The sequence below is a fragment of the Thalassomonas sp. RHCl1 genome, assembly GCF_947387555.1.
Taxonomy (GTDB): Bacteria; Pseudomonadota; Gammaproteobacteria; order Enterobacterales; family Alteromonadaceae; genus Thalassomonas.
In genome coordinates this window covers 180,395-205,983 of record NZ_CANDNZ010000006.1, presented here as the reverse complement: position 1 = coordinate 205,983, position 25,589 = coordinate 180,395, and the positions used below count along the sequence as shown (strand labels likewise).

The following is a 25,589-nucleotide window of genomic DNA, read 5'->3' as shown; positions in this document are numbered from 1 at the left end:
CTAAAAAGCCTAATCAACTTAATTTCTATGTCATAACTTAAGAAACAAAATTTGTTTTACGTGTTTTTATACAGCAAAACTGCACTTAAATTTGAATTATCACTACCCGGTGAAATATGAAGTATTAAAGAATTTATTGTAAGTGGTATACATTTTATCCGGGATAATATCGGCAAATAAAATTCTAATAAGGATAATAGAATGAAAATCGCGACATTTGCTTCAGTTTGGGGGTCCATCACAGGCGGTATAGATGTATTCAATAAAGAACTTGTCAAAGGGTTCGCTTCAATAGGTGAGGGAATTGAAATATGCGCCTGTCTACAGGTAAACACCTCTGAGTTACAAAAAGACTGTAAAGACATCGGGTTTAAAGCGATCACACCTGGAAGTAAAGAAATAAAACACCCCTCAGCAAACGATATCTCCTCATGGTCCGAAACGGAATTTAATGCTGTCAACGGACAAATGACAAAACAAAATTTTGAACCTGATATTATTCTACTACACGATATTTTCTGCAAAGAGTTATTATCGCTTGTCCGAGAGAATTACCCCGATGCTAAGGTTGTGACTTTTTTTCACAGTGCTTATGGACGTAGTGAAAAACGCAAAGGGAAAGCCGATACTGAAATAGACAGAAAAGAAAACTACCAACGAGAAATGTTGCAGGAATCTGATTTGGCGATCAGTGTTGGTTCTTTTTCTAAAAACTACCTCCAGTCCCTAGATAGCGACAATGACGCAAATATTGATTATATCCTTCCAGGACTGCCAGTAATCAAATCACAGGCAAAGAAGTCCAAATATTTTAATGCCATGTCTTTTGGCCGCCTTGATCCGATCAGTGACTCTATCAAGCAGATCTCCTTATCGGCAAAAGCCTGGAATGCAGCGCGAGCTTCGGAAAGTATCGACAAACTCATCACAACTGACGTTAAGTTTTTTGCCATCGGATCCAGCGGTGATAAAAACGTCTTGGAAGAAGAACAAGAAAAACTAAGAGACAGTTCTCAAGCTGCAATTAGAGTAATTCCTTTTGAAGATATTCAGAGTTTTGATTCATCAGATCTAAAAGTTAAAATGGAGTCCTGTGCATTTATCCTACTCACCTCCTGGTACGAGAACTTCGGTCTAACTTATTTGGAAGCCTGCAGCTTTGGCACCCCCGCTATCATTTCAGAGAACTCAGGCTTTTTCCACGACCTAAAACAGGTCATCGGTGAAGAAACAACAGAATCACTTCTAATCACTGTGCCAACCAACGGCATCAGTGAAAAAGATCTATTGGAAAAAATAAAAACCAAACTCATCGGAAATGCGCAAAACTATGACGAGGTTTTCAACAACGCACAAAAACTAAGATCGAACATTCTAAAAAAGTGGCCGACTTGGGAAAAAGTCGCCAGCCAGTTGTTTGACAAATTTTCCACCCTAAAACCTGAAACGCATCCAGCCACGGTAGTGGAATCCATAGAAAGCTCCATTCAGGATCAGGTGGAGACTCCGCCTTATGAAGAAACCATCAAAGACCTATCCACTTGGTGCTGGAGTAAGAATATCTCCTACCATAAGCGCATGATTAATGAGTCTGGAATCGACACCACATTTCACTACCCGTTAACCCATTTACAAAAAGCATTTTGGGAGAGACGAGAGGAACTGACAAAGCACCGTTTTAAAGATTTAATCTTATCTGGTGGCACCTCATCAGGGAAGACAACTCTCGCCGAACACCTGTTCGGAATCAGCAGGCCACACGAATTTGCAAGAGCCAGGATACTCTATATAGCACCAACAAAAGCTCTGGCTCAAGAGAGAGCAAAAGCCTGGAAAAAAATTTTTCCTTCTCCAAACCTGAAAAACTCGGAGTACGATCCCGTCATTGTTTCTACCGGAGATAACAATGCCTCTGACGGAGCTTTAATGCGTGGTGACTTCAATATTGCCTCTACCGTGTATGAAAAAGCTAACGTCATCCTCAGCGCCTCTCAGGATCTCTTCAAAAAATTAAATATGGTGGTGATAGACGAATTCCACATGATTGAAGACCTGCACAGAGGTAGTATTCTTGAATGCTTGTTAGCAAAAATAAAATTAGAAAAAGAACGCCGCATAGACAGCACCGACGAAGATGACCAACTACGGATGGTGATCATAACCACAGAAAAGCCAGGAAACGCACTAAAAAACTTCATGACGTTCTATGATTATGACCTTTCTGAAGATATATCCCCATTAGTCCTGGCTGACTCTTCCAGGGCCAAACCTGTCACGCACAGTTGTATTGTCCCTGGCCGGGCAGAAATAAATAACTCCAGCGACCATCTCCCAGCCATATTTGATATCAAAACTTTCAACAACAAAGATCCCTTATTGCTAACAACCGAGGAGTCGCAAAATGTGTGTGACACATTTGAAACTTTTCGCACTTCTCTTACCCAGATTCCTGAAAAACACGGGTTTGATGCTAGGCGAACCCGGCGAGAATACTATAAAGAATTTATTGACCAATGGATGCGCAATAACCTATACGGGCAACGGTTGTTGGTGTTCATGAGCTCTAAATTCGAAGTACTTGAGGTGGCCAAATTCATCAAGAATTTTGTTCGTATCCACTTTGAGTACGATTGCTCAGCAGCAAAACCCATTACACCGAACGAGTCAGGTATCGCCACTGCACTCAAGGCTATTTCTGAAATTGAAACCACGGATTTTGCCTCAGACCTGAAAAACTGCGCAGAAGAAGGTATCTTTATCCACAATGCAGACGTACCACAAAAAGTAAGAGAGAACTTTGAAGATTATCTGGGAAAATCCTTACCCGGTGACTGTCGTTCCGAAATCGTCTTTGCTACAGAAACTCTAAGTTTCGGTGTTAACCTAAAGGTAACTGATGTTGTGCTCTTCAATGTCCTATTTCCAGAGGGAGAACGGGTTCAAACAGCAAAGCCAAAATCAATTCTCCTGTCACGTTGCGATTTTGCCAACATGGCAGGTCGAGCAGGGCGTCTCGGCCAGTCCAACCTGAAACGAAATCCACATGTTTACTGGTATTTGGATCCTGAGGAAGAAAAATCATTTGAAAGAGTATTGGAATCTTTCTACATCAATCCTCCAGAAATACGCAGTCAGCTGTTTTACCGCAGTGATGCCCGAACCCTAGCAGAGCTAGAAAAATATGATCATCAATATCAAGCCCTGAACGAAGGAACACACCAACCCTCCGAAAGACAACAGGACGACGACAACCTCCTTTTGGGAAATAGAGCCATTGAAAAATTCAGCTATCCGTTTTCAAGGAGTGTACTGGACGGCATACGTTTTCTCGGAGGAACAGAAAGAGAAAACGATCACGGCTTCGAGAATCATGGTCAGTGTACCGTTGACGAGGTCATCAGGAAGATCTTCTATAGGACCCTCTACTACAGCCAAAACTGCGATTCCAGTCAAGAGCTAGATGAGCCACACACACAAATCCGTTGTGCCAAAAAGAAAAAAGAACTGATATCTGCGGTCAGTAAAGTCATTGAGAGTGCAGCCACCTATAATTTAATACGCAAGCCAGCAACTGGCGGCTACCAGATTACACCACTCGGTTGCTCAACCATTGATACAGGTACAGAAATAGCTACTGTAACTAAACTACGCAGTTCCCTGTTGGCCTTAAACGGATTCTGGAACACTGCCCGTGATACCCACCTACCTTTCGAACTGGCTATTCTACCGGTATTTTTTCAGCCAGAGGTACACCGACAGTATCTAGCCCGCTTACCCGAGTTTCGCCTTGCTATGGAGTGGAATGCTGCAGAGAACCGTAATGACCTAATTTCTAGGGCAACTCAATTACTGGCAAGTATGCAGGTAATCAAGGAAGAAGATGAAGCACCTGTCCAGCAAATCCTACACAAATTCATGCGATGGATATTAAAAAACCACCCCGTGGTAAACGCACAGGGCCGTTACGAAGAAGCCCCACAAGACAGTTGCTTCCGGTTATTTGTTGCTTTCTTAACTTGGATATCAGGAGCTTCTCTTCGTAATGTCATCGGGGAAATTCAGCGCCTCTACCCAAGTAGCGGACAAACAACTTCATCATCTGTATTCAACTTTGAATCTTTTGCTGAAAACCTAACCTGGAAAGTACTGTTCTTAGTATCCCTTATCCGGGCATCGGAAGACCAAATTCTTCCTGCAAGTTCTACCTTCAATGCGGTTCGGTTCGTGCACCGCTCTCGATTTGGCTGTACTGAAAAAGCCATCCCTTTGCTATTTAAAAACAAACATACCTTTCCTCCGTTTAACCGAGTAAAAGTCCATGCCTTGCTGGGCAGCGGCTATTCCAGTGCAGACATTGCCATGGGTAATTTGAATGAACTTTCTGATATGGATGCACCACACAAAAGAAAAATAGTTAAGCATGTCAGAACATTTATAATCGAGAGCTTTCAGGAGGTCTCTAAACAATTCAGTTATCTGGCATCTGGAGGCAATTCCGTGACCAAAGCAAATGAGGAAGTATCCAAAGAGTACTGGGCTTTTGCCAATGAGCAGGTCCATAATATGTTGCATAACGCCACCCCGAAAAAGGGACTCTGGTCTATGTCTGATTCAGAGGAAAATAATAACCTCTCAGCATTAATACTGTCTGATGAAAAAGAAGGGCAACTCTTGGTTTCACGCTCAGATAACGGCGTTGAGTTGCAGACATACTCTCCTGGATTCGACAGCGACGGTTCTGATCGGATCAGCGTTCGCAAAGCCAACCATTATCGAGCCTACTTTTCATTTGGCGATCAAACCAATTTAACCATTACCGAACATGAGAATATCAAACATATCATAGTTGTAGATTTTCCCTGGACAGCTGGGGCTACAGGCGAATTCGGCAAGCATTGTCGATTATCGCCTGCAGCCTTTGGAATTCTCTTGAGTCTCTGCGCCAGAAACTTCGTGATCGATATTGACCATTATCTGAAATCCATAATTTCCGGCGCATCTGAAGGCTCAATAGGAACAAGGAAACTTTATGCCTTGTCAGAACCACATTTGCAACGAGGAAGTTTTCCTGAATCTTTGTTTGAGGCTTGGGCTAAATACATAGAGGTCGGGGAGTTTTAACCCGACAACAGCATATTACGTCATTAGGATATGCAAAACTTTAACTTAGGTACTAAAAGGGGAGAAGCCAATTAGCATACAAATGAACTAATGGTAAAAAGTTACACTGTAATATGATAGATATTATCGATAACTTTCCGTAAAATTTTAACTTTAAAACTCTTAGCGACTATATAAATAAAAGGCCAATTGACTTAGGTTAACTGGCTTTTATTTATTTGTTTCCAATAAGTCTTCCTTTACTATTAATCTCAGATTTATCCATACCAAAACAACAACCTTTCCTTGAGATAAAGAGCCAGTGGCAGTACTTAAAGACCTTCAAACATCATGTAAACTTTCTTTTATTCTCTGATCTGCCCATCACCAAAAACAACAAATTTTTCAGTAGTTAACGCTTCTAATCCCATAGGACCGTATGCATGCAACTTACTGGTAGAGATGCCGATCTCGGAGCCCAGTCCCAGCTGACCGCCGTCTGAAAAACGTGATGACGCATTGATCATCACCACGGAAGAATTAATACGTTTAATAAACTGCTGTGCCCGGCTATAGTCCTGGCTGACAATGACTTCGGTATGATCTGAAGTAAATTCATTGATATGGCCGATGGCCGTATCAAAGCTGTCCACCACTTTAACCGCAATTTCCTGTGCCAGGTATTCGGCATGATAATCGTCATCTGTCGCCAATTCGGCATCATCAAAATAAGCACGGCTAAGTTCACAGGCATGGATTTTCACCCCGGCAGGGGACAGCGCCCTGGCCGCCTCAGGCAAAAATGTTCCGGCAATATCCCGGTGCACCAACAAGGTTTCCAGGGCATTGCAGGCGCTGGGTTTCTGGGTTTTCCCGTTAACGAGAATAGCTAAGCCTTTATTAATATCGGCATATTTATCAATAAATAAGTGACATATCCCTTTAAAGTGCTGGATCACCGGGATGCGGCTGTTTTCGGTGACATAGCGGATCAGGCCTTCACCGCCGCGGGGGATCACCAGGTCGATACTTTGCGACTGTTTCAGTAAGGTTTCGATCACGCTGCGGCTGGTATCCGGGATCACGGTCACGATATCTTTATGTATGCCCCGTTGCATCAGCACCTTGTGCAGGCACTGAGCCAGGGCCAGATTACTGTGGATGGCTTCCGAGCCGCCGCGTAAAATCACGGCATTACCGGATTTGATACACAAGGCCGCCGCTTCTGCGGTCACATTGGGTCGCGCTTCATAAATCATGGCAATAACCCCAAGCGGGATTGCCATCTTACCCACCTGCATGCCGTTGGGACGCAAGGCCAGGTTGCGGATATCCCCGACGGGATCGGTTAAGGTAACAATTTCCCGGATAGCCTCGGCAATATCCGCCACCCTTTGCTCCGTCAGCAATAACCGGTCAAGCATGGCTGAACTTAAGCCTTTCTCTTTCCCGGCACTGATGTCTTTTTCATTTTCCTTTAGAATAGCAGGAGTATCGGCGACAATAGCCGCGGCAATATCCGTTAACAGGGCATTTTTTTCGGCGGTTGTTAACTGGGCCACCACCCGGCTCGCGGCTTTTGCCTGCCCGGCCGCCACAGCAATATCAAAATTTTTATTTTCAGTCATCTTCTCTACCCGTAATTAATTAGCCGTTTTTTGTCAGCACAACCATATCGTCCCTGTGGATCACCACCTTGCTCGGGCAAAAGCCCAGCAACTGATAAATTTGATCGCTTTTTTGCCCCTTAATCTGTTGCAGATCCCTGTGGCCATACTGACAAATCCCTTTGGCGATCACTTCACCGCTATCGGCATTGACGATTTCCAGCGATGCGCCGGCGACAAACTCTCCGTGCACATCCAGAATGCCGGAAGGCAATAGTGATGCACCTTTCTCAGCGACCGCGTTCACTGCCCCCAAATCCACCAACACCTGGCCGTCACTTTTCAAGGTATGCTTGAGCCAGTGTTTCCTGGCTTTGGTTAGCCCCTGACTGGCAATAAAGTGCGTACCGGGGTTTTCCCCTTTGAGCAGCTGCTCAAAGACGTCACTTTTGGTGCCGTTGATAATATAAGTGTCGATACCATTTTCCACGGCTTTTTCCGCCGCCTGAATTTTAGTTTGCATACCGCCGGTGGCCAGGTGGTTTTTTGTCCCCCCGGCCATGGCATAAATTTGCGCCGTGATTTTCGTGATTTCCGGCAACATTTTCGCATCATCATGGCTGCGGGGATCTTTATCGAACACCCCGTCGACATCGCTTAAAATCAGCAGGCGATCCGCTTCACTGACCAGGGCCACCAGCGCCGCCAGGTTATCGTTATCCCCGACCTTAAGTTCATCCGTGGCCACGGTATCATTTTCATTGACCACGGGAATGACATGGTTTTCCAGTAAAATACGCAGGGTATTTTTGATATTGATATATCTTTGCCTGTCCTTTAAATCACCGTGGGTGATCAGCAGCTGGCTGCAGGGTACATCGAAAAACCTTTGCCAGTTGGCCATCATCTGCATCTGGCCGACGGCCGCCATGGCCTGCTTGGTGGGAATAGAGGGAACGGGGGAGCCGTGCTGGATCAACTTACGCCCGGCGGCAACACTGCCGGACGAGACTAAAATCACTTCTTTACCAGCCTGGTGGCACTGGGTAATAAACCGGGCAATTGCCAGTAAATATTTACCGCTACACCCTTTGGCATCCGGCGCAACCAGGGCACTGCCGACTTTAATCACCACACGGTTAAAATTCATTACTTCCCCCTCAAATCAGTTACCCTAAGAATGACCTGAAAACAGGGTGATTTGCAATCAACTTTTCACGGTTTTTTCAACAAAAAGTCGATTTTTGCACCTTTGAGCGTATTTTGACTAAATCAGCGCTTTTTTAACCGCTTGCCGGTAAAAATAACCCGGTGCAAAACTCAGTTAACCACAAAATAGCTGTTATTTTACCCGGGGCAGACAGCGGGCATTTTCGGGAAAAGTCAAAAAACAACAGTTCATTTCTAGATATTAACAAGATGTTTACCAGGTTTTGTGCCCAAGCGGGCATTATTGACAAAAGCAATAAACACTCAGAGAGAAAACAACTTGATCCGGTTAAAGAAAATCGCTGAGAAAATAATTTATTTGGCGGTAGACACCCGGAATATGATAAATTAGCCTTTTAACAACTACTCAATATTCAGTGACGGCCTTGTTGAAAACCGCTGTCGCCGGATAGACGGTAACTGTCGCACCTTTATGTGCGAACCCTTAACTTTTTAACAGCTGACAACTAAGCCTGAATTGATATGTTAAATTTTCTTCCCGGCCCGCTCAAAGCAACTTTTGCCTTTCTGCTTTATGTAGTAAACACCTTATTCTGGTTATGCCCGATCATTGTTTTTTCATTTCTCAAGGCACTGATCCCGCTGCCGTTATGGCAGAAAATTTTCAGCTATTTACTCGATCAGATGGCCAGTAACTGGGTCGCGGTCAATACCCTTAACCAAAAGCTGTTCAGCAAAACCGAGTTTGTCGTCACCGGCAGTGAAAGCCTGACCATGCAGGACTGGTACCTGGTGCTGAGCAACCACCAAAGCTGGGTAGATATCCTGGTATTACAACGCCTGTTACACGGCAAGATCCCTTTCCTGAAATTTTTCCTGAAAAAAGAACTTATCTATGTCCCCTTTTTAGGCCTGGCCTGGTGGGCACTGGATTTTCCTTTTATGAAGCGCTACAGCCAGAGCTTTTTAAAAAAGCACCCCGAGCTGAAGGGCAAAGACATAGAAACCACCCGCAAGGCCTGTGAAAAATTCAAACACAAACCGGTCAGCGTGATGAACTTTATCGAAGGCACCCGCTACACCCCGGCCAAACACAGCAAGCAGCAATCTAAGTTTCAGCACCTGCTAAGGCCTAAAGCCGGCGGCATCGCTTTTGTGCTCGAAGCCATGGGGCAGCATCTGACCAAAGTCGTCAATGTGACGATTCATTACCCCGAGGGGATCCCCAGCTTTTTGGACTTTATCTCCGGCCGGGTCAATAAAATTGTCGTCGCCATAGACATCATCCCGATAGAAAGCTCAATGATCGGCGATTACTTTAATGACAGACAATTTAAAATCAGTTTCCAGCAATGGGTCAATCAGCTATGGCTGGAAAAAGATGAGACCTTAAAGGGGATGACTGAGCAGCACAGGGAGAAGTGCTCATCACAAGAGACAATTTCCAAGGAAAATCCTGTAAGTTAAACTGGTATCAAGCCACCGGGAAAATGCCCGGACCTGGGGAAGCAAGTACATGCATGAAGTATTAACAATGTGGCTGGCGGACAAAGGCGTCAGCCATGCCTACCTGCCCCTTACCGTCCTGCTTGGCGGCACCGGGCTTATCCTGCTGATCTCCGCCATCGGCTACTACCTGGCCAGACACCAGGTACTGGTACTGGTGCACAAACTGGTGATCGGTACCCGCAACAGCTGGGATGATCTGCTGATCGAACATCAGGTTTTCTCCCGTATCGCTCTATTGGTGCCCTTTTTGTTATTGCTGTTCCTGACCCCGGTTTTCTTACCGCCGGATGAGCTCTACAGCCGATTTTTACAGGTAGCGGCCAAATGTGCCATCAGTTTCCAGGTCGCCTTCTGTATCAGCGCCTTGCTTAATGTCATCAAAACCTTGTACCTGCGCAGCTCGCGGGAACGCTATCTGCCGTTTAATGCCACCATACAGGTGCTTAAACTTATCGTGTACCTGGTGGCCACCATACTGGCCATTTCCTTTATTCTCGAGCGCTCCCCCCTTTACCTGCTCAGCGGCCTGGGGGCGTTAACCGCGGTATTGCTGCTGATTTTCCAGGATACCATTAAAGGCCTGGTGGCAAGCATACAAATATCGGCAAACCGTATGGTGGCTCCCGGCGACTGGATCGAAGTGCCGCAATACGGCGCCGACGGCGATGTGCTGGAGATTGGCCTGATCACGGTCAAGGTTCAAAATTTTGATAAGACCATCACCACCATACCCACCTATGCCTTAACCAGCGGTTCCTTTAAAAACTGGCGCGATATGTACCATTCCGGCGGGCGACGCATCAAGCGCGCCATCTGGATTGATATTTCCAGCATAGATTTTTGCAGGGAGCAGCAAATCGACGGTTTCAGTGATATTGTACTGCTTAAAGATTATTTGGCCGAAAAACGTCAGCAGCTATCCCTTAGCAACCAGGCGGCCGGGGTAACTCAAGAGGATAAGGTCAACAGCCGGCAACTCACCAATATCGGCACCTTTCGCGCCTATATCCAGGCTTATCTGAAACAACATAGCCAGGTACACCCGCAGATGACCTGCATGGTGCGTCAGCTGCCTGCCGAAGGCACGGGATTACCGCTGGAATTATATTTTTTCAGCAAAGAACAGGCCTGGGTCAACTACGAGGGCATCCAGGCCGATATCTTTGATCATCTATACGCTATGGCGCCCCACTTTGGCTTGCGTATCTTCCAGCACCCAACCGGCTTTGACTGGCAGCAAGGCAAAGCACGTTTTCCCGAATAAAAGTCTCCCGGATAAGAAATCTCCGGGAAAACAAAGCAGCCGTTAACGCTGGCGGATCACCCCTTCCTGCATGGTAGACGCCACCAGTTCACCCTGACGGTTAAAGATCTGTCCTTTCACTAAACCCCGGCCGTTGCTGGCGGACGGACTTTGCATGTCATAAAGCAGCCAGTCATCAAACCGGAACGGGCGATGGAACCACATAGCGTGATCTATGGTGGCAATCTGAAAATTAGGCTGCCAATGGCTGACGCCGTGGGGAAACAAGGCAGTAGGTAAAAAATGAAAATCCGACGCATAAGCCAGCATATAGGTATGTATGCGCAAGTCGTCCGGCATCGGACCGCTGGTTTTAATCCATACCGGGGAGCTGCTGTCGGTTTTTTCCGGCTTCAGCCAGTTATAGGGATGTACCGGCCTGATCTCTATCGGTTTCTCTGCCAGGAACAGTCCGCGGATAGGCTCAGGGATCGCCAGCTGATGCTGGTGAATAAAATCACCGTAAGAAGCAAGCCCTTCCGGGCCCGGCACCTGGGGCATCACATCCTGATGGTCAAAACCGTTTTCACTTAACTGGAAGGAAGCCGTCATATAAAAAATGGCTTTACCGTTTTGAATCGCCTTAACCCGGCGGGTGCTGAAACTGGCGCCGTCGCGGATATTTTCAACCTCATACAGCACCGGCTTTTTTGCATCACCCGGACGCAGGAAATACGAATGCAGGGAATGCACAAAACGATCTGCCGCCACCGTTTCCTGTGCCGCCGACAGTGCCTGCCCCATAACCTGGCCGCCAAACAGGGCGCGAAACCCCAGATCCTGGCTTTGACCGCGATACCATCCCTGCTCTATGACTTCCAACTTTAACAATGCCAGTAAATCATCTAATACCTGACTCATATCAGCTCACATAGTTGTTTAAACGATACGTTATTATACGTAGCGACATAACAGATACCAAATAGATTCCTGTGCCCGCTATCGGCGAGCGGCTTGGCTAAGATTGCCGGCTTGTAGAATTATCAGACAGTTTGTTATACTGGGCTTATCTTCGGACTAATTTTACTCATTGTCTGATATAAAATAACTAAGCGTTAAACATCAATGGAGAAGTACGTGCAGGAATTCGCAAGGGATACATTATTAGAAAGAAGACACCACTCCCCCGATAAATCAATGCTGTGGGACAAGCTGACTTTAGCGCAAAAGTTTGCCGCCAGCAGCCTGACCCAGTTCGGCTATGATCTGGCTTTTATCCGCTGCAGCCGTGCCGGTAACCTGGCGGTGCTGATGTGTAACCGGGAGGCTGCCACCATCACCGCCGACGGCGATATCGATACCCAGCCAAAGATCACTATCCGGGCTTAACCAAGCCCCCGAAAAGACCTTACCTTTCCTGCGCCTCTGGCTCTGCCGTTTTCTCGCTGATGCGGTCAAGCAACTGATTGTTTTGTTCATATAACAACGCCTCTACCAGAGAGATAAAGCCATTAAGGTTATTGCCGGACCACATACGTTTGACATGAGACTCACAGCCGGCAATAAAAGTGGTAAATTCCTTATAAGAATGCTTTTTCTGGCTTTCATAACATTTCTGGGTAATGGCTTTCAATTGCGCCTTACCTTTCATAGATTCCCGGAAAATAAGCGAATAATTTTTAATTAACGGACTAATAATCTGCAGTTGCCTGTCTTCCCCCTCCAACTGAGCCACCCGGTCTTTAATGGTTTGCAGCCTGTGCTGGGAAAATTCTTCATACCGGGTCGACACCTGCAATAAAACTTCCACCAGGGATTTATTTTCTTTTTGGGCATTGGTGGCATCTCGCTTGGCCAGCCGCAGTTCCTGTTGCAATTTCTCAGCACGGAAGAAAAAATAAACACTTACCAAAACAAAGATAAGCAATAAAGACAGAACAAAAATCATATTTTACAACCTGTTACGATAAAGACTTATTTCCCATAGAGTCAGTTAATTTCGCCAGAAATACATAGGGATCTATATCCTGAACACTTGGCACATCATAAGAGAAGGTAATGTTAACTGAAAACTCACCTAAATTGGCAAAAAAACGTACTTTAATTGATTCCGTCAGCTTACGTAATTTTTCTTCCACTTCTTGTCCGCTTTGATGGGGACACAAGAGCAGATATTCGCCTTCATCAAGCATACCCGCCCGATCAAACTCCCCGGAATATTCATTGACTAAGGTCGCGACGGTTTTAGTCACTTCCATCAATATCTTTTTATTAAAACGAAAACTCAGCTCTTTCCAGTTATTAATGGATAAATAACCCACCGTCAGCGGGTACTCGTATTTACGCGCCATTTTATAAGCCAGCTGGTAAATCTGTTTGATCTTCACCGGGCTAGCCAGTACATCCGATGCCTGTTCAACTTCGTCATATGCCAGATTCAGCTTTTTCGCCCGATATTTTAGCCAGCCGCCGAGTAAAAACAGCATTAACAAGATCACCAGCACCGCCAAAATCATAATGATTTTTTGCTGTATCTGGTATTTTTCAGAAAAACTGGCATGCAGGGCATTTTTTTCTACCAGCTTAGCCGCCAGCTGTTTGCTTTTCTCGCTGGTCAGTAACGCCGGGCCTTCAAGGGCCGGCAAAGGTTTATTCAGGAGAAATTGCTCATGAAGCTCGGTATAGGTAAGCAAGGCATGCAGGGCCCGGGGAATATCCTGTTTCCCCCGGTACATGGCCGACAATAACGGATATAGGTCGATATGTTCCCGGGCCAGCTCCATAGTTTCCGCCAGCTTTTCCGCCTGCCGCAAATATGGGTAAGCGGACGCCGGCCCCCGGCGTTCCTGACGGGTTTTCGCCAAAGCGATCAGCGTGGTTAGGTAGGGACTTTTCAGGTTTTCCTCTTTAAATAAACTTTCCGCTTTTACCAGCGCCTTGTCCGCCTCGCCATAGGCCCCCTGGGCGAATAAAACCTGTCCTAGCCCCAACTGCGCATAACCGACCAAAATCGCGGCGGACTTTTCTTCAGCAAAGGTTTTCGCCTCCCAGAAGGCATGATAGGCATCATCGAGTTTGCCGTTAAAGCGGTAAGCCTGCGCCAACTGGAGATAGGTTTGTTCTATATTCTTTTTTTTCGATAAATCAAAGCGCATTTTTAAAATGGCTTGCTGCATGCTTAACGCACTTTGATAATCATGCAGATAAAAGCGGGTTTGTGCCAGCAACTGCAATAACTCCAGGGTTTGGGAAAGCTCCTGATGCCTGGCCAGCAACAGTTCCACCTGGTGCAGATCCGACAGTGCCTGTTCGGCATAATTTAACAGGGCATTGCTCATCGCACGGTAGGCCAGCGCCATCAGCCGATATTTTATGGCTTGCGCCCCGTCAGCCAAGACTAACATTTCCCCGGCAATATCAAATACCCGCTGAAAATTGCCCCTGGCAAAATGGCCTTTTGCCACCTTAAGCAAGAGATTTAAGCGCAGGGACGGTTCAATGATATTGATTGTCAGGCCATCCCGGGCAAATTGCATGGCACCGACCAAGTCCCCTTTACTGGCTGCGGCATCCGCAAGCAGGGCAAAAACTTTAGCCAGGGTATGGCTGCTGTAATATTGCCGGTTTTGCACCACCTGACTCGATAAATTAACCACGGCCTCATAAGGTAAGTTTTCATCCTGGCGCAAATAATAATCTTCTACCCGGGTTATATTTTCCTCTATCGCTAAATATTCTTGTGTTTGCTGGTGTGCCGACACTGGCAGGCCGATCAAACTAAAAAGAAGAATCAAAGAGCACAACTTCATCTGTGGTAATCACTCCATTTTTCTGCGCTGAATAAACACCGCAAAAATTAATGCTCGTCGGGCGGGTCATAGTTTATCCCCATAATATACCCTGAAAATATACCGGGTGAACAGGAAAAGCCGGTGTTGATTTGACTTTAAAGAAACAGAAAAGCACCTGCCGGACAATAGGCATTAAAGCACTGTAAAATCAAAGCATTAATAAAGATTTGCTTTGGTATGAATAATTTTGGTTTACATCTGAAATGTCGGCCTTATAATGTTGGGTGAGCTGAAAAAGCTTGATAAAGGCAAACCTGGTGAAAACCAGGGACGCAAAGTTACCGGCCTAAGGGGAAACCTAGGGTAGCGGAACCACCGGGTTTATACGCTTAATAGAGATATAGTGGGGGCTTATTTTTATTGATCGCTTTCGGTTGTTCCCACGGTAACTTTGCTAGCCTTCCCTCTTTTTTATCCGAAATACTTTCCCGTAATTTTTATCTGCTTTTTGTTAGCTTCCGGACTTTCTTCATCTTTACAATTTAACGGTAGACGTTTTTCCTGTTTTACAGGAGAATAACCGCTATTCCCAGATAAGTGATCACAAACGTTATAAATTAGGGACCATTGAAGGCAAATAATTCTTTCGTTTGCAATTAACAAGCAAAAGGCATCAGCAGCGCCCCTGGCTTGTGGTTTAATTCATGTCCGCTGAATAGCAAAGAACAGCCCGGCAGAAGCATAATAAAAAGAGGTAACGTGGTGAAACACCATGATTCCATAAAACAAGCGAATCAAAAAATGAACCGGGCCATAGCACAACTTCAGCAATGGCAGCTGCCCGCCACGCCGGTTAATTATGCTGTCGGTTATGATTATATCGACGGCAAAAACGCCCCGTTGATCACCGCAATAAAACGCCGCCTTAGCCGGCATAAACGCCTCGATGCTTTTTTTATCGAAGAAAGCTACCGCCAATACATTCTCGGGCAGAGTAAATTCCGGGAGGAGATAGTCACAGATCTGGACAATCTCGCGGCAGATCTCGGTCAAAACTGCCAGCGCTCCTGTGCCAGTACCAGTCGTTTTATCGACGATCTTGAAAGCGGGGTAGCAGAAATAACCTCGGGAGATCAAACCAAGTCAGCCCGGGCGCTGAAGCAGCTGCTCAAAAGCGCCACTGTCTTAAAACAGCAACAGCGTCAGCTGCTAAAAAAACTGAAAAGGTCTCAACAGCAAACCGCGGTTTTACTGGATGAACTCGAAGAAGTACGCCAGGAAGTATATCTGGATCCCTTAACCGGACTGTTTAATACCAAAGCCATGGCCCAACACCTGGAATTGTGGTTTAAAGAAGTGCCCGACCGGAAAATTGCGGCCATCGCGATTAATATCGACCACTTTTTCCAGTACAGCGATAATTTCGGCCCGCTGATCAGTGACGTCATCCTGTCGAAAATCGCCACCAAAATCAGCAGTTATGTGGATAAAAGCGGCTTACCCGTGCGCAGTGGCGGCGATGAGTTTGTTATCTTATTGCCGGATATCAACAGTACCGTCGCCAAGGAGATCGCCGAAAAAATCAGGCAGGGCATAGAAAAGTTACGTTTTATCAGCAGCCAGACCGGCACCCGACTGCCGAAAACCACGATTTCACTGGGGATCAGTGAAATGACGGCTCCCGAGCCGGTACAGCAGGTCTTAATGCGTAGCCGCAAAGCGGTCGCCAAAGCACAACAAGACGGCCGCAACCGGGTGGCCACGGCCCCGGAAAATTAACTTTTACCGCTTCATTCAGGACAATTCCTGCACCAGCAGCTGATACATTTCGCTCAATAAGGCGTGATCTTCGGCGCTTTCGGCTTCGAGCCAGCAGGACTGGCTATTGGTTTCAAAATAAAGAATATAACAGACATCGCGCCAGTAAAAATGAATGTCCTCCCGGTCCGCACCAACCACAGTATTTTTTGGTGAAACCCGCCCCAGGGCTGCTAATATCAGCTCAGTTAATACCGCAATATCTTCCTGGTCCCAGTATGGATTGAAAACCAGGGTGATCATCTGCTGATCGACTAATTGTATATTGGCCGGTAAGTACGAACGGGTTTGCGGCATAAGGGCTCCGGGAAAATATTGAGAATCATGACGGCAATATTACTCCCCTTTAGCAAAAGAATAAATCACATCCGGTTATTACGCTTCTCTTATCAGGACATGATAAGATAACCGGAGTGCCCGCTCAGTAACAGCCAAAACCAAGATGAAATTTTCCAATAGCTACAGCCAGCTCGACAATGTGTTTTATCAGCGCACTTCCCCCGCACAGGTATCCAGGCCACAGCTGTTGCTGTGGAATCAGGAACTGGCAGATCAGCTGCTGCTGACTGAAGATTTTTGCCGGGATAAAGCGTTATTGGCCCAGTATTTCTCCGGCAACCGCATCCCGGACGGTGCCGATCCGATAGCCCAGGCTTATGCCGGCCACCAGTTTGGCAGCTTTAATCCCCAGCTGGGAGATGGCCGCGCCCATTTACTCGGTGAAGTGCTCGGCGATAACGGTTTGCGCTATGATATCCAGCTCAAAGGCTCGGGACAGACACGTTTTTCCCGCCAGGGAGACGGCAAATGCGCCATAGGCCCGGCGGTACGCGAATATATTATGAGTGAAGCCATGCATGCCCTCGGCGTCCCCAGCTCCCGCTGCCTGGCGGTGACGGCAACCGGCGATTTGGTTTTTCGGGAGACGGCAAAACCGGGGGCTGTCGTTACCCGGGTCGCCGCCAGCCACATCCGGGTCGGTACCTTTGAATATTTCGCCGCCCGGGGAGATCTCGATTCGCTGGAAACCTTAACCGGGTTTGCCATTAATCGCCATTTTCCCGAAATAGCCCTCAATCCCGACTTAGATCTCAGCCAAAGAGTGCTGCAATTCCTCAATGCGGTGATCGATAAACAAATCACCTTGATCGTCAACTGGCTCAGGGTCGGCTTTATCCACGGGGTGATGAATACCGACAATACCGCGATTTCCGGAGAAACCATAGATTTTGGCCCCTGCGCCATGATGGGCATTTACCACCCGGGCACGGTTTTCAGCTCTATCGATACCCGGGGCCGGTATGCCTTTGGTAATCAGGCGGCTATCGGCCAATGGAATATGGCACGACTGGCAGAAGCCCTGCTGCCCCTGATCGATGAAGTCCCGGAAAAAGCCGTTGCTCTGGCTGAGCCGCTGATCCGCCAATTTGGTCAGGACTTCGAACTGGCCCATAAACTGATGTTAGCCAATAAGCTGGGCATGCCAAGCCTTCCCGCATCAGGCAGCAAATCGGAAAACTCCCTGGGCAACGACTTGTTAGCCCAAATGCAGGACCAGGAATTAGATTATACCCAAACCTTTACCAGACTGACCTTATCGCTGGAAAACCCGGAACAGGCAGAAAAGCTCAGCCATGAGCTGGGTCCCTGGTACGGAACATGGCGTGCTTTGCTGGCTGATGAAAACATAACGGACGACGCGGCAAAGTCCTTAATGGCACAAACCAATCCGCAGGTGATCCCGAGAAATCATCATGTCGAGGCTATTTTAGCGGAATACGAGCAAAACGGGGACAGCGGGGAAATAGAGGACTTTCTCACCGTATTGCGCACTCCTTACAACTTATTGCCGCAAACCCCAAAATTTCAGGATTTACCCGCCGACGGCGATCGTCATTACCGTACTTTTTGCGGCACCTGAGCCGTTAAAAAACACCAACAGCAGGGGAGTAAAAAACAGTAAAGGAAAAAAAGTGCCACTTATGAATTTTTTTCACTTTTATTTGATTTGGAACCAATTTAATTCTAAAAAAATCAAGGACAGCTTAGCGCTTTTTACATATAATCGCCCCAGGCATAAATAAAACTTTACTCCTCAAAGAGAGATGAAAACTATGAAAAAACTTACTCTTGCCGTCACGGCAATGGTTATGATGTCAGCTCCGGCTTTTGCCGGCGGCGATGCAGCTAAAGGTAAAGCCAAAGCGGCTATGTGTGCGGCATGTCACGGTGCAGCCGGTATCTCAGCTATCCCTATGTACCCTAACTTAGCCGGTCAAAAAGAAGCTTACCTGGCCAAACAGCTGAAAGATTTCAAAAGCGGTGCCCGTAAAGACCCGGTAATGGCGCCTATGGCCATGCCGTTAAGTGATGATGACATCGCTAACCTTTCCGCTTACTTTGCCGGCTTAAAATAAGCCGCCGCTTATTTGAAAAACAAAGTATAAGTTACCTAAAAAGCGCTCATTGAGCGTTTTTTTTTGCCTGCCTTTTTATCCGCACAAAACAAAGCCGTTAACCGGCATGCTCCTGGATCAGATCTAAAAAAGGCTTGCCGTAACGGGCCAGCTTAACATCCCCGATACCGCTGATATTGAGCATGGCACGGGTGCTTTTGGGCTGGATGCGGGCCAGCTCAGACAAGGTGGCGTCATTAAAGACAATAAAGGGCGCGATATCTTCGGCATCGGCAATCTCTTTACGTAATGAGCGTAACTTGGCAAACAGCGCACGATCATATTGTTTTTCTTGTTGTTTACTTTGCCAGTAACTGGCCTGCTGCAGTCTCGGGCTGGCCAGCATCAAAGGCTCCTGCGCTTTTAATACCGAGCGCGCCTCTTGTGTCAGACACAGACAAGATTGCCGGGCAATATCCTGCTGCAGGTAACCTAAGTGGATCAGCTGACGAATAATGGAAAACCAGTAACCCGGGGTCTTGGTTCGGCCGATACCAAAAGTGGAGACCTTGTCATGGGTTGCCTTCATGATTTTCGGGGTACTTTGCCCGCGCAGCACCTCGATCACATACTGAATGTCCCCTTGCTCTTTAATGCGGTACACGCAAGACAAGACTTTTTGCGCCGCTTCGGTGGCATCGAACAAACTGGGGGGATCCAGGCAAATATCACAGTTGCCGCAGCCCTGCTCGGTAAATTCGGCAAAATAGTTAAGCACCACCTGGCGGCGGCAGGTTTGCGCCTCAACAAAACCGGTCATCGCCTGGAAACGCTGCAGCTCGACATTAACCCTTTGCTCGTTTTCCCCCTGGGAAATACGTTTTTTAATCCGGCCGATATCCTGATCATCATATAAAAACAACGCTTCCGCCGACAAGCCGTCCCGGCCGGCGCGGCCAATCTCCTGATAGTAGCCTTCCAGGGTTTTCGGCGGCTCAAAATGGATGACAAAACGCACATTCGGTTTATTGATCCCCAAACCAAAAGCTACCGTCGCCACCACCACCTGGATATTGTCTTTGGTAAAACCTTCCTGAACCGAGTTGCGGATCTCCACTTCCATGCCCGCATGGTAAGCGGCACAATTCACCCCCTTGGTGGCAAGAAATTTAGCGAGTTTTTCCACCTGCCAGCGGCTGTTGCAATAAACAATGCCGGACTCTTCGCCTCTTTTGCGAATATAACCTAAAACTTGCTGGTCGCCGTCATATTTTTCCGCCAGGGTATAACGGATATTGGGACGGTCAAAACTGTCCAGATGAATATAGGGATCGAGCAGCGCCAGCTGCTCAAGAATATCTTTACGGGTAGTGACATCGGCGGTCGCGGTTAACGCCATCACAGGCACATGCGGAAACCTTTCTTTTAGGCAGTTCAACCGGGTATAGGCCGGCCTGAAGTCATGCCCCCACTGGGAAATACAATGGGCTTCGTCTATGGCAAATAAGCTGATATTTAAATCTGCCAGCCCCTGCAGGAAATAGCCCTGGGTCAGTCGCTCGGGGGCGACATACAAGAGTTTAATTTCATTATTAGCCAGGCGGCGGAAAATACCGTTAATGGTTTGCTGATCCAAGCTGGAATTAACAAAAGCCGCGGGAATGCCCTGGTGGGTCAGGCTGTCCACCTGATCTTTCATCAAGGCAATCAGGGGGGAAATCACTATGGTCACCCCCGGCAGCATCACCGCAGGCAACTGGTAACACATGGACTTGCCGCCGCCGGTCGGCATCAGCACCAGGCTATCCCGGTGTTGCAACAAATTGCTAATGATCGCTTCCTGCCCGGGGCGGAACGACGAATAACCAAAATGATGTTTTAAAGTCGCAAGCAACTGCTCTTTTACCGTGTCTGGGGATGGGATGTTCAACAATGCAGCCAGTTTATAATGAGAATGGCGGCATTTTACCCCAGAGTGGCATAATCCGTGGAGAATTATTTTATGATCCCGGTAATTAAATGCTAGTCTAATAACACAACACATCAGACCAGCTTGCATAAGACAAGTAAAAACTATGGACAAGCAATTAATATATAAACAAATAACCGAGTTCTGGATGAACAGCATTCCCTTCAATCAGGAACTGGGGATCCGCATCACCCGCTTTGACAGCGAAGAGTCGGAAATTCGTTTTGACTGGCAGGATAAGTTGATCGGCAACCCGCTGCAAAAAATCTTACATGGCGGCGTTACCGCCTCGGCGCTGGACTTTACCGGCGGCATGGTCGCCGCCGCCAATATCATCGACCAGCTTGACGATATGTCACCGCAAATGATCCAAAGCAGCTTGGGCAAACTCGGCACCATAGATTTACGCACCGATTTTCTGCGCCCGGGCAGGGGAGAAGAGTTTATTGTTACCGCCAAAGTGATCCGCAGCGGCAGTAAAGTGGCGGTCACCCGGATGGAAATGCATAACGAACAGGGCCAGCATTTAGCCTTCGGCACAGGCACTTATATGGTGGGTTAACCCCTCAAGCGTTTACATAAACTCGGGCTTAGGTGGTGGGCGAGGTTAGCCGGCTGTGCTATCATGCCGCCCTGTCGCAGTATCACCAAAGTCCCGAGTTATTATGTCCACATCCCCGTCGCTATCCACAGAAAAAAGAAACGGCATTTTTAATGCGGTAAGTGCTTATTTAATGTGGGGCATAGCCCCGCTGTATTTTAAGTTACTGACGGATGTCGGGGCGGATGAGATCCTGGTGCACAGGGTGATCTGGTCCAGCCTGCTGTTATTGCTTGTGGTGATCGCCATGAAGAAGTGGCCGCAGGTCAAAGCCTTGATGCAAGAGCCCAAACTGCTACTCCGCCTGACCCTAACCGCGCTGATACTGGCAAGCAACTGGTTTTTGTTTATCTGGGCCATCAATAACGATCATCTGCTCGATGCCAGCCTGGGTTATTATATCAATCCCCTGCTCAGCGTTGCCCTGGGCATGATTTTCCTCGGCGAACGCCTGAGAAAATGGCAGAAATTTGCCGTAATACTGGCGATTATCGGGGTCTTGATCCAGCTGGTGATGCTGGGCTCGTTACCGGTTATTTCCCTGGCGCTGGCGGGCACCTTTGGCATCTACGGCTTATTGCGTAAAAAAATGCAGGTAGACTCCTTTGTCGGCCTGCTGGTGGAGTCCAGTTTGATGGTGCCGATTGCGCTGCTTTATTGGGGTTTTTTTATCTCCAGCCCGACCACAGACATGTTCAACAACAGCCTGAGCTTAAATGTCACCTTGATTTTGGCGGGTGTAGTGACCACGGCGCCGCTGTTATGCTTTACCGCCGCCGCCAAACGCCTGACGCTTTCCGCGCTGGGCTTTTTCCAATATATAGGGCCGAGTATCATGTTTGTTCTGGCCACAGTCATTTACAATGAGCCGCTGCAGACCGCCAAACTCACCACCTTTATTTTTATCTGGCTGGCGTTGGTGATCTTCAGTTATGAGTCTTTCCGGGGAAGAAAAGCGGCGGCTTAATTGCCGTTACCCCTCCGACGTGCCCGGTTATGCCGGCTCGGGCACGCTTTGCGGCAAGACAATGGTAAAAGTGACCCCCTGATCCGGCGCGCTGTTGATAGCGATCTCTCCCGCCAGGTTCTTGCTGATAATGTTATAGACTATATTCATGCCCAGTCCGGTGCCCCCCATATTCCTTTTGGTGGTAAAAAACGGCTCATAAATATTGTTTTGCACTTCCTGGCTCATGCCGTGACCGTCGTCCTGATAAATCAGCTTGACCCCGCCCGCCGCCAATTTTTCCAGCCGGATTAAAATGGCTCCCGCACTTTTATGCTCGAAACCATGTTTGATGGAGTTAGTCACCAGGTTAGTCAACACCTGGGCAAACGCCCCGGGAATCGTGGTGATAGTCACATCCATATCACCGGAAAAGTGGTACTGCACCTGGTGCTTTTTCATTTCCGCAAACAAGGTGCTCATGACTTCCTCAATATAATCGTGCAGATTGACTTCCCTGGCTTCCCCCACCACCTGATCGGCGGCAACCTGTTTAAAGTTATTGAGCAGATCAATCACCCGCTCAAGTGCCTGGGTATTCATTTTCGAAGACTGCTCTATGCTGCAGAAATATTTTTCCATCTTGGCTTTGGTGAGCTTACCGGCGCTGTACTGCTGACGGATGGCCTGGGTACTTTCCATGCCCATACTGGTGGAGGTTACGGCAATGCCCAAAGGGGTATTGATTTCATGGGCAATACCCGCCGTCAGCGTGCCTAAAGAAGCCAGTTTCTCCGACTGGATCAATTGCTCCTGGGTATCTTTAAGATTATTCAGGGTAGCACTGAGTGTCGCCGTGGTTTTTTTGTTTTTGATAAACAGCAGCACCACCAAAGCGGATACACTCAGGGCTACCAGGACCAATACCGAAGTGATCGCCAGATAAGTTTGCTGCTCGTCAATAATTTCATTACGGTTAAGCAATTCCTTTTTTTGTTGTTGCAGCTGCGCCAGCTGTTGATCGATATGGACTTGCTGCTCCAACAGGATGCCCCGGTTTGCTTCAATTTTTTCCGCCATTTTCTGGTTAGCCAACTCTTGCGCCACCACGGATTCCTGCTGGGACAACAACTCTTTTTCTGCCCCGTCCAGCAACTCCACTATGCTGGTTAACTCTTGCTCCTTATCTTTAAGCCCCTGCAATTTTTCCGCAATATCACGTTTTAGCACAGCTAACTCTTGCTGCTGCTTATCCAGCTTAGCAGTTCTTTGTTTGAGCTTGAGATCCAGCTCGGTCAACTTTTTTTGTGAACCGGCCAGTGCCTGCTGTTGTGCCATGATCTTTTTATTCAGGCTGATCTCCCTTTGCCGGGTTTTCTGCATCGCCAGTTCGGTTTCCCGGTATAAGGTAGCAACATCAAGCTCAGTACCGCCAAATAACAGCAGCTCAGCCGACATGCTCAGCCCCTCGTAGAGAATATTGGACTTATTGACTTCAAAAGAGATGGCCGATGTTTGCGCATTACTGCGTAAATTAATCATCACATCATGCTTGAACTGGCTTTCATCGGTAATCACCAGGGTATGGGTTTGTCGAAACAGCGTGGTTAATCTAGGCACATCGGCATTTTGATGGGCGGGAATGTAGAGCAGATCTTGGCTTGTGCCCCGCAGCGGCTGCTCCAGCGCAATCACGGAAATGCTTTTGCCCTTGACCTTGCGCTGTGACAGAGAGGTCTTTAAAATCCGGTAGAATTTGGCATCATCATAAACGGCAATAATATAACCGCTTTTGTCGTTTTCATCCGGCCAGGTAATATGTTTAATGAAATTGAATAGATAAGCGGCTTTCACCTGGTCGCTGTCAAGCTCTTGTGCCCGGACTGGCAGGCCGGGACAGCTCAGCAGGTAAAGCAACAATAAAACCGTGATATGACGAAGTAACGGCCTCCACACCATAGATATTGCTCTCTTTCATCAGCAGTATAGCCACTTAGTTCAGAGCATTTTTGCCTCTTAGCGCTGTGATAAGAGGCAATAATGAGACATAAACTTAAACCGGGGGCTGCCCGGCAATAAATTCCCTGATTTAGCAAGTATGACTGACTTCCCGCGTTTCACACAAGTTTCCCCTAAAGCAGGGGGGATCCCTGTTATCAGTATACGGCTTCGTCTTATTCGTCAACCTCACTGGTCGCAATTTGGTTACGGCCGTTTTCCTTGGCCAGGTATAGGGCGTTATCCGCCAGATGCAGTTGTCGCGCCAGGGACTGGCGACTGTTGAAAATTGCTCCCAGGCTCACGGTCACGCTGATATGCTGCTGATCATAGGCAATTTGGGCAACCGCAATTTCCCGGCGAAAATCATCTAATTTTTCAAACAGCTGATCTTCGTCTTCACCGGTTAACAGCACGGCAAATTCTTCCCCGCCGAGACGGGCAAGGCTGCCTTTGCCCAGATGTTTGCGCATATACAAGGCAACCACTTTAAGCACATGATCCCCGGCATCATGGCCATATTTATCGTTAATGCCCTTAAACAGGTCGATATCCAGCATTGCCAGGCAATAGGGAGTTTTATGCTTGATATATTCATTTAACTTGATGTCGGCATCGTGGAAAAATGCCCTGCGGTTGGCCAGGCCGGTAAGAAAATCGGTACTGGCGGCTTTTTTAATTTGTTCGATATTACTGAGATTTTCAATATTCTGGGTAATGCGGCAATAAAATTCTTCCGGACAGAAAGGTTTGCGCAAAAAGTCATCGGCGCCGTTTTTAATAAAACGCGCCGAATGCAGACCGTTCTCCGCCCCGGAAATGCCCACCACCGCCAGCTGATCCCTGGGGTATAACTTGCGCAGTTCATTGGTGAGCTCAATGCCATCCATTTCCGGCATTTCCAGATCGGTGATCACCATTTTAATACCCGGTTGCTGCTTCAGCACTTCCAGGGCTTTCACGCCGTTACCGGCAACAAAAACGGAGAAATTGCGCCGTTTTAGTAACTCGACAATATGGTTACGGGCCGAGCTGGAGTCGTCCACCACTAAAACACCGTGCTGGTGGTTGGTTTGCTGGCTGTGCAAGATACGTTTAAGGTACAAAAACGCCTGGCTGTTTTCTTTGGGGATATAGTCAATCACCGGACGGGCCAGGATGTCCTGCCGGGTATCATCATCCATTTTCCCTGTCATGACCACACCGGGAATGCCATGGGAAAGCACACAATCTATGGCTTCGCCATAATTGGCATCCGGCAGGGAATAATCTATGGTGGCGGCAAAAAACTCGGTATCCCCCTGCAGGATTTCTTCCACTTGTGCCAGGGTGGTGGCAACAGTTACCTGAAAGTTTAACGCCTTGCCTATCTGTCCGATCACCCGGGCAATAGGTTTACTGTCTTCTATCACTAATAGCCGTTGTTCCATCCTGAGTTCCT

General features: G+C 47.5%; 18 protein-coding genes and 1 riboswitch. Of the genes, 9 read left to right on the top strand and 9 right to left on the bottom strand.

Translation table 11 applies throughout. From position 1 onward, the window contains the following. Window positions 1-201: 201 nt before the first annotated feature. Window positions 202-5,121, top strand: coding sequence for a DEAD/DEAH box helicase (locus QL234_RS17965; RefSeq protein WP_281559185.1), 4,920 nt, complete (start codon window positions 202-204; stop codon window positions 5,119-5,121). Between the two features lie 344 nt (window positions 5,122-5,465). Here QL234_RS17965 and QL234_RS17960 read toward each other — a convergent pair whose 3' ends face one another. After that, a complete protein-coding gene (locus tag QL234_RS17960) occupies window positions 5,466-6,728 on the bottom strand; it encodes a glutamate-5-semialdehyde dehydrogenase (RefSeq protein WP_281559184.1) in 1,263 nt (420 codons plus the stop codon). A gap of 19 nt (window positions 6,729-6,747) precedes the next feature. Beyond that, entirely contained in the window at window positions 6,748-7,857 is a 1,110-nt protein-coding gene (gene proB / locus QL234_RS17955) for a glutamate 5-kinase (protein WP_281559183.1), read from the bottom strand. Window positions 7,858-8,399: 542 nt separating this feature from the next. Between proB and QL234_RS17950 the strand changes: the two genes are divergently transcribed. Both QL234_RS17950 and QL234_RS17945 read left to right on the top strand, forming a co-directional pair. Continuing rightward, a complete protein-coding gene (locus QL234_RS17950; RefSeq protein ID WP_281559182.1) occupies window positions 8,400-9,344 on the top strand; it encodes an acyltransferase in 945 nt (314 codons plus the stop codon). Window positions 9,345-9,393: 49 nt separating this feature from the next. Continuing rightward, window positions 9,394-10,650 carry a mechanosensitive ion channel family protein gene (locus QL234_RS17945; protein ID WP_281559181.1) on the top strand — a complete coding sequence of 419 codons (1,257 nt, stop codon included), beginning with the start codon at window positions 9,394-9,396 and terminating at the stop codon, window positions 10,648-10,650. Between the two features lie 42 nt (window positions 10,651-10,692). Here the strand turns inward: QL234_RS17945 and tesB are convergent, their stop codons facing one another. After that, the gene (gene tesB, locus QL234_RS17940) at window positions 10,693-11,550 is read right to left on the bottom strand and encodes an acyl-CoA thioesterase II (RefSeq protein ID WP_281559180.1); all 858 of its coding nucleotides are present in this window, start codon (window positions 11,548-11,550) and stop codon (window positions 10,693-10,695) included. A gap of 216 nt (window positions 11,551-11,766) precedes the next feature. On the opposite strand from tesB, the gene QL234_RS17935 reads away from it, so the two are divergent. Beyond that, entirely contained in the window at window positions 11,767-12,018 is a 252-nt protein-coding gene (locus tag QL234_RS17935) for a hypothetical protein (protein ID WP_281559179.1), read from the top strand. Window positions 12,019-12,037: 19 nt separating this feature from the next. Here the strand turns inward: QL234_RS17935 and QL234_RS17930 are convergent, their stop codons facing one another. Together QL234_RS17930 and QL234_RS17925 are read right to left on the bottom strand one after the other, a co-directional pair. Beyond that, entirely contained in the window at window positions 12,038-12,577 is a 540-nt protein-coding gene (locus QL234_RS17930) for a hypothetical protein (RefSeq protein WP_281559178.1), read from the bottom strand. A 13-nt stretch (window positions 12,578-12,590) separates the two neighbouring features. Continuing rightward, window positions 12,591-14,438, bottom strand: a complete 1,848-nt coding sequence (locus QL234_RS17925) for a hypothetical protein (RefSeq protein WP_281559177.1) — start codon at window positions 14,436-14,438, stop codon at window positions 12,591-12,593. Window positions 14,439-14,717: 279 nt separating this feature from the next. Next, window positions 14,718-14,800: riboswitch (cyclic di-GMP riboswitch) on the top strand. A 379-nt stretch (window positions 14,801-15,179) separates the two neighbouring features. On the opposite strand from QL234_RS17925, the gene QL234_RS17920 reads away from it, so the two are divergent. After that, the gene (locus tag QL234_RS17920) at window positions 15,180-16,199 is read left to right on the top strand and encodes a diguanylate cyclase (RefSeq protein WP_281559176.1); all 1,020 of its coding nucleotides are present in this window, start codon (window positions 15,180-15,182) and stop codon (window positions 16,197-16,199) included. A gap of 15 nt (window positions 16,200-16,214) precedes the next feature. Here the strand turns inward: QL234_RS17920 and QL234_RS17915 are convergent, their stop codons facing one another. After that, entirely contained in the window at window positions 16,215-16,535 is a 321-nt protein-coding gene (locus QL234_RS17915) for a DUF3630 family protein (protein ID WP_281559175.1), read from the bottom strand. 145 nt (window positions 16,536-16,680) lie between these two features. On the opposite strand from QL234_RS17915, the gene QL234_RS17910 reads away from it, so the two are divergent. After that, window positions 16,681-18,159, top strand: a complete 1,479-nt coding sequence (locus QL234_RS17910) for a protein adenylyltransferase SelO (RefSeq protein ID WP_281559174.1) — start codon at window positions 16,681-16,683, stop codon at window positions 18,157-18,159. A gap of 193 nt (window positions 18,160-18,352) precedes the next feature. Beyond that, a complete protein-coding gene (locus QL234_RS17905) occupies window positions 18,353-18,655 on the top strand; it encodes a cytochrome c (protein ID WP_281559173.1) in 303 nt (100 codons plus the stop codon). Between the two features lie 97 nt (window positions 18,656-18,752). Here QL234_RS17905 and recQ read toward each other — a convergent pair whose 3' ends face one another. Further along, entirely contained in the window at window positions 18,753-20,564 is a 1,812-nt protein-coding gene (gene recQ / locus QL234_RS17900; protein WP_281559172.1) for a DNA helicase RecQ, read from the bottom strand. A 145-nt stretch (window positions 20,565-20,709) separates the two neighbouring features. Here recQ and QL234_RS17895 point away from each other — a divergent pair, with 145 nt between their 5' ends. Further along, on the top strand, window positions 20,710-21,165 hold the full coding sequence (locus QL234_RS17895; protein ID WP_044834369.1) for a thioesterase family protein: 456 nt from the start codon (window positions 20,710-20,712) through the stop codon (window positions 21,163-21,165). Between the two features lie 103 nt (window positions 21,166-21,268). Beyond that, on the top strand, window positions 21,269-22,171 hold the full coding sequence (gene rarD / locus QL234_RS17890) for an EamA family transporter RarD (protein WP_281559171.1): 903 nt from the start codon (window positions 21,269-21,271) through the stop codon (window positions 22,169-22,171). A gap of 27 nt (window positions 22,172-22,198) precedes the next feature. Here the strand turns inward: rarD and QL234_RS17885 are convergent, their stop codons facing one another. Further along, window positions 22,199-24,109: a YfiR/HmsC family protein gene (locus tag QL234_RS17885; protein WP_281559170.1), complete on the bottom strand. Its 1,911-nt coding sequence runs from the start codon at window positions 24,107-24,109 to the stop codon at window positions 22,199-22,201. Window positions 24,110-24,324: 215 nt separating this feature from the next. After that, on the bottom strand, window positions 24,325-25,578 hold the full coding sequence (locus QL234_RS17880) for a diguanylate cyclase (RefSeq protein ID WP_281559169.1): 1,254 nt from the start codon (window positions 25,576-25,578) through the stop codon (window positions 24,325-24,327). Window positions 25,579-25,589: the final 11 nt, after the last annotated feature.

Excerpts from the sequence above, each read along its gene's own strand:
- QL234_RS17945 (WP_281559181.1), top strand. The coding sequence starts at position 9,394 with ATGCATGAAGTATTAACAATGTGGCTGGCGGACAAAGGCGTCAGCCAT.
- QL234_RS17895 (WP_044834369.1), top strand. The coding sequence starts at position 20,710 with ATGGACAAGCAATTAATATATAAACAAATAACCGAGTTCTGGATGAAC.
- QL234_RS17960 (WP_281559184.1), bottom strand. The coding sequence starts at position 6,728 with ATGACTGAAAATAAAAATTTTGATATTGCTGTGGCGGCCGGGCAGGCA.
- QL234_RS17950 (WP_281559182.1), top strand. The coding sequence starts at position 8,400 with ATGTTAAATTTTCTTCCCGGCCCGCTCAAAGCAACTTTTGCCTTTCTG.
- QL234_RS17905 (WP_281559173.1), top strand. The coding sequence starts at position 18,353 with ATGAAAAAACTTACTCTTGCCGTCACGGCAATGGTTATGATGTCAGCT.
- tesB (WP_281559180.1), bottom strand. The coding sequence starts at position 11,550 with ATGAGTCAGGTATTAGATGATTTACTGGCATTGTTAAAGTTGGAAGTC.
- QL234_RS17910 (WP_281559174.1), top strand. The coding sequence starts at position 16,681 with ATGAAATTTTCCAATAGCTACAGCCAGCTCGACAATGTGTTTTATCAG.
- QL234_RS17885 (WP_281559170.1), bottom strand. The coding sequence starts at position 24,109 with ATGGTGTGGAGGCCGTTACTTCGTCATATCACGGTTTTATTGTTGCTT.
- QL234_RS17925 (WP_281559177.1), bottom strand. The coding sequence starts at position 14,438 with ATGAAGTTGTGCTCTTTGATTCTTCTTTTTAGTTTGATCGGCCTGCCA.
- rarD (WP_281559171.1), top strand. The coding sequence starts at position 21,269 with ATGTCCACATCCCCGTCGCTATCCACAGAAAAAAGAAACGGCATTTTT.
- QL234_RS17930 (WP_281559178.1), bottom strand. The coding sequence starts at position 12,577 with ATGATTTTTGTTCTGTCTTTATTGCTTATCTTTGTTTTGGTAAGTGTT.
- QL234_RS17915 (WP_281559175.1), bottom strand. The coding sequence starts at position 16,535 with ATGCCGCAAACCCGTTCGTACTTACCGGCCAATATACAATTAGTCGAT.
- QL234_RS17880 (WP_281559169.1), bottom strand. The coding sequence starts at position 25,578 with ATGGAACAACGGCTATTAGTGATAGAAGACAGTAAACCTATTGCCCGG.
- QL234_RS17965 (WP_281559185.1), top strand. The coding sequence starts at position 202 with ATGAAAATCGCGACATTTGCTTCAGTTTGGGGGTCCATCACAGGCGGT.
- proB (WP_281559183.1), bottom strand. The coding sequence starts at position 7,857 with ATGAATTTTAACCGTGTGGTGATTAAAGTCGGCAGTGCCCTGGTTGCG.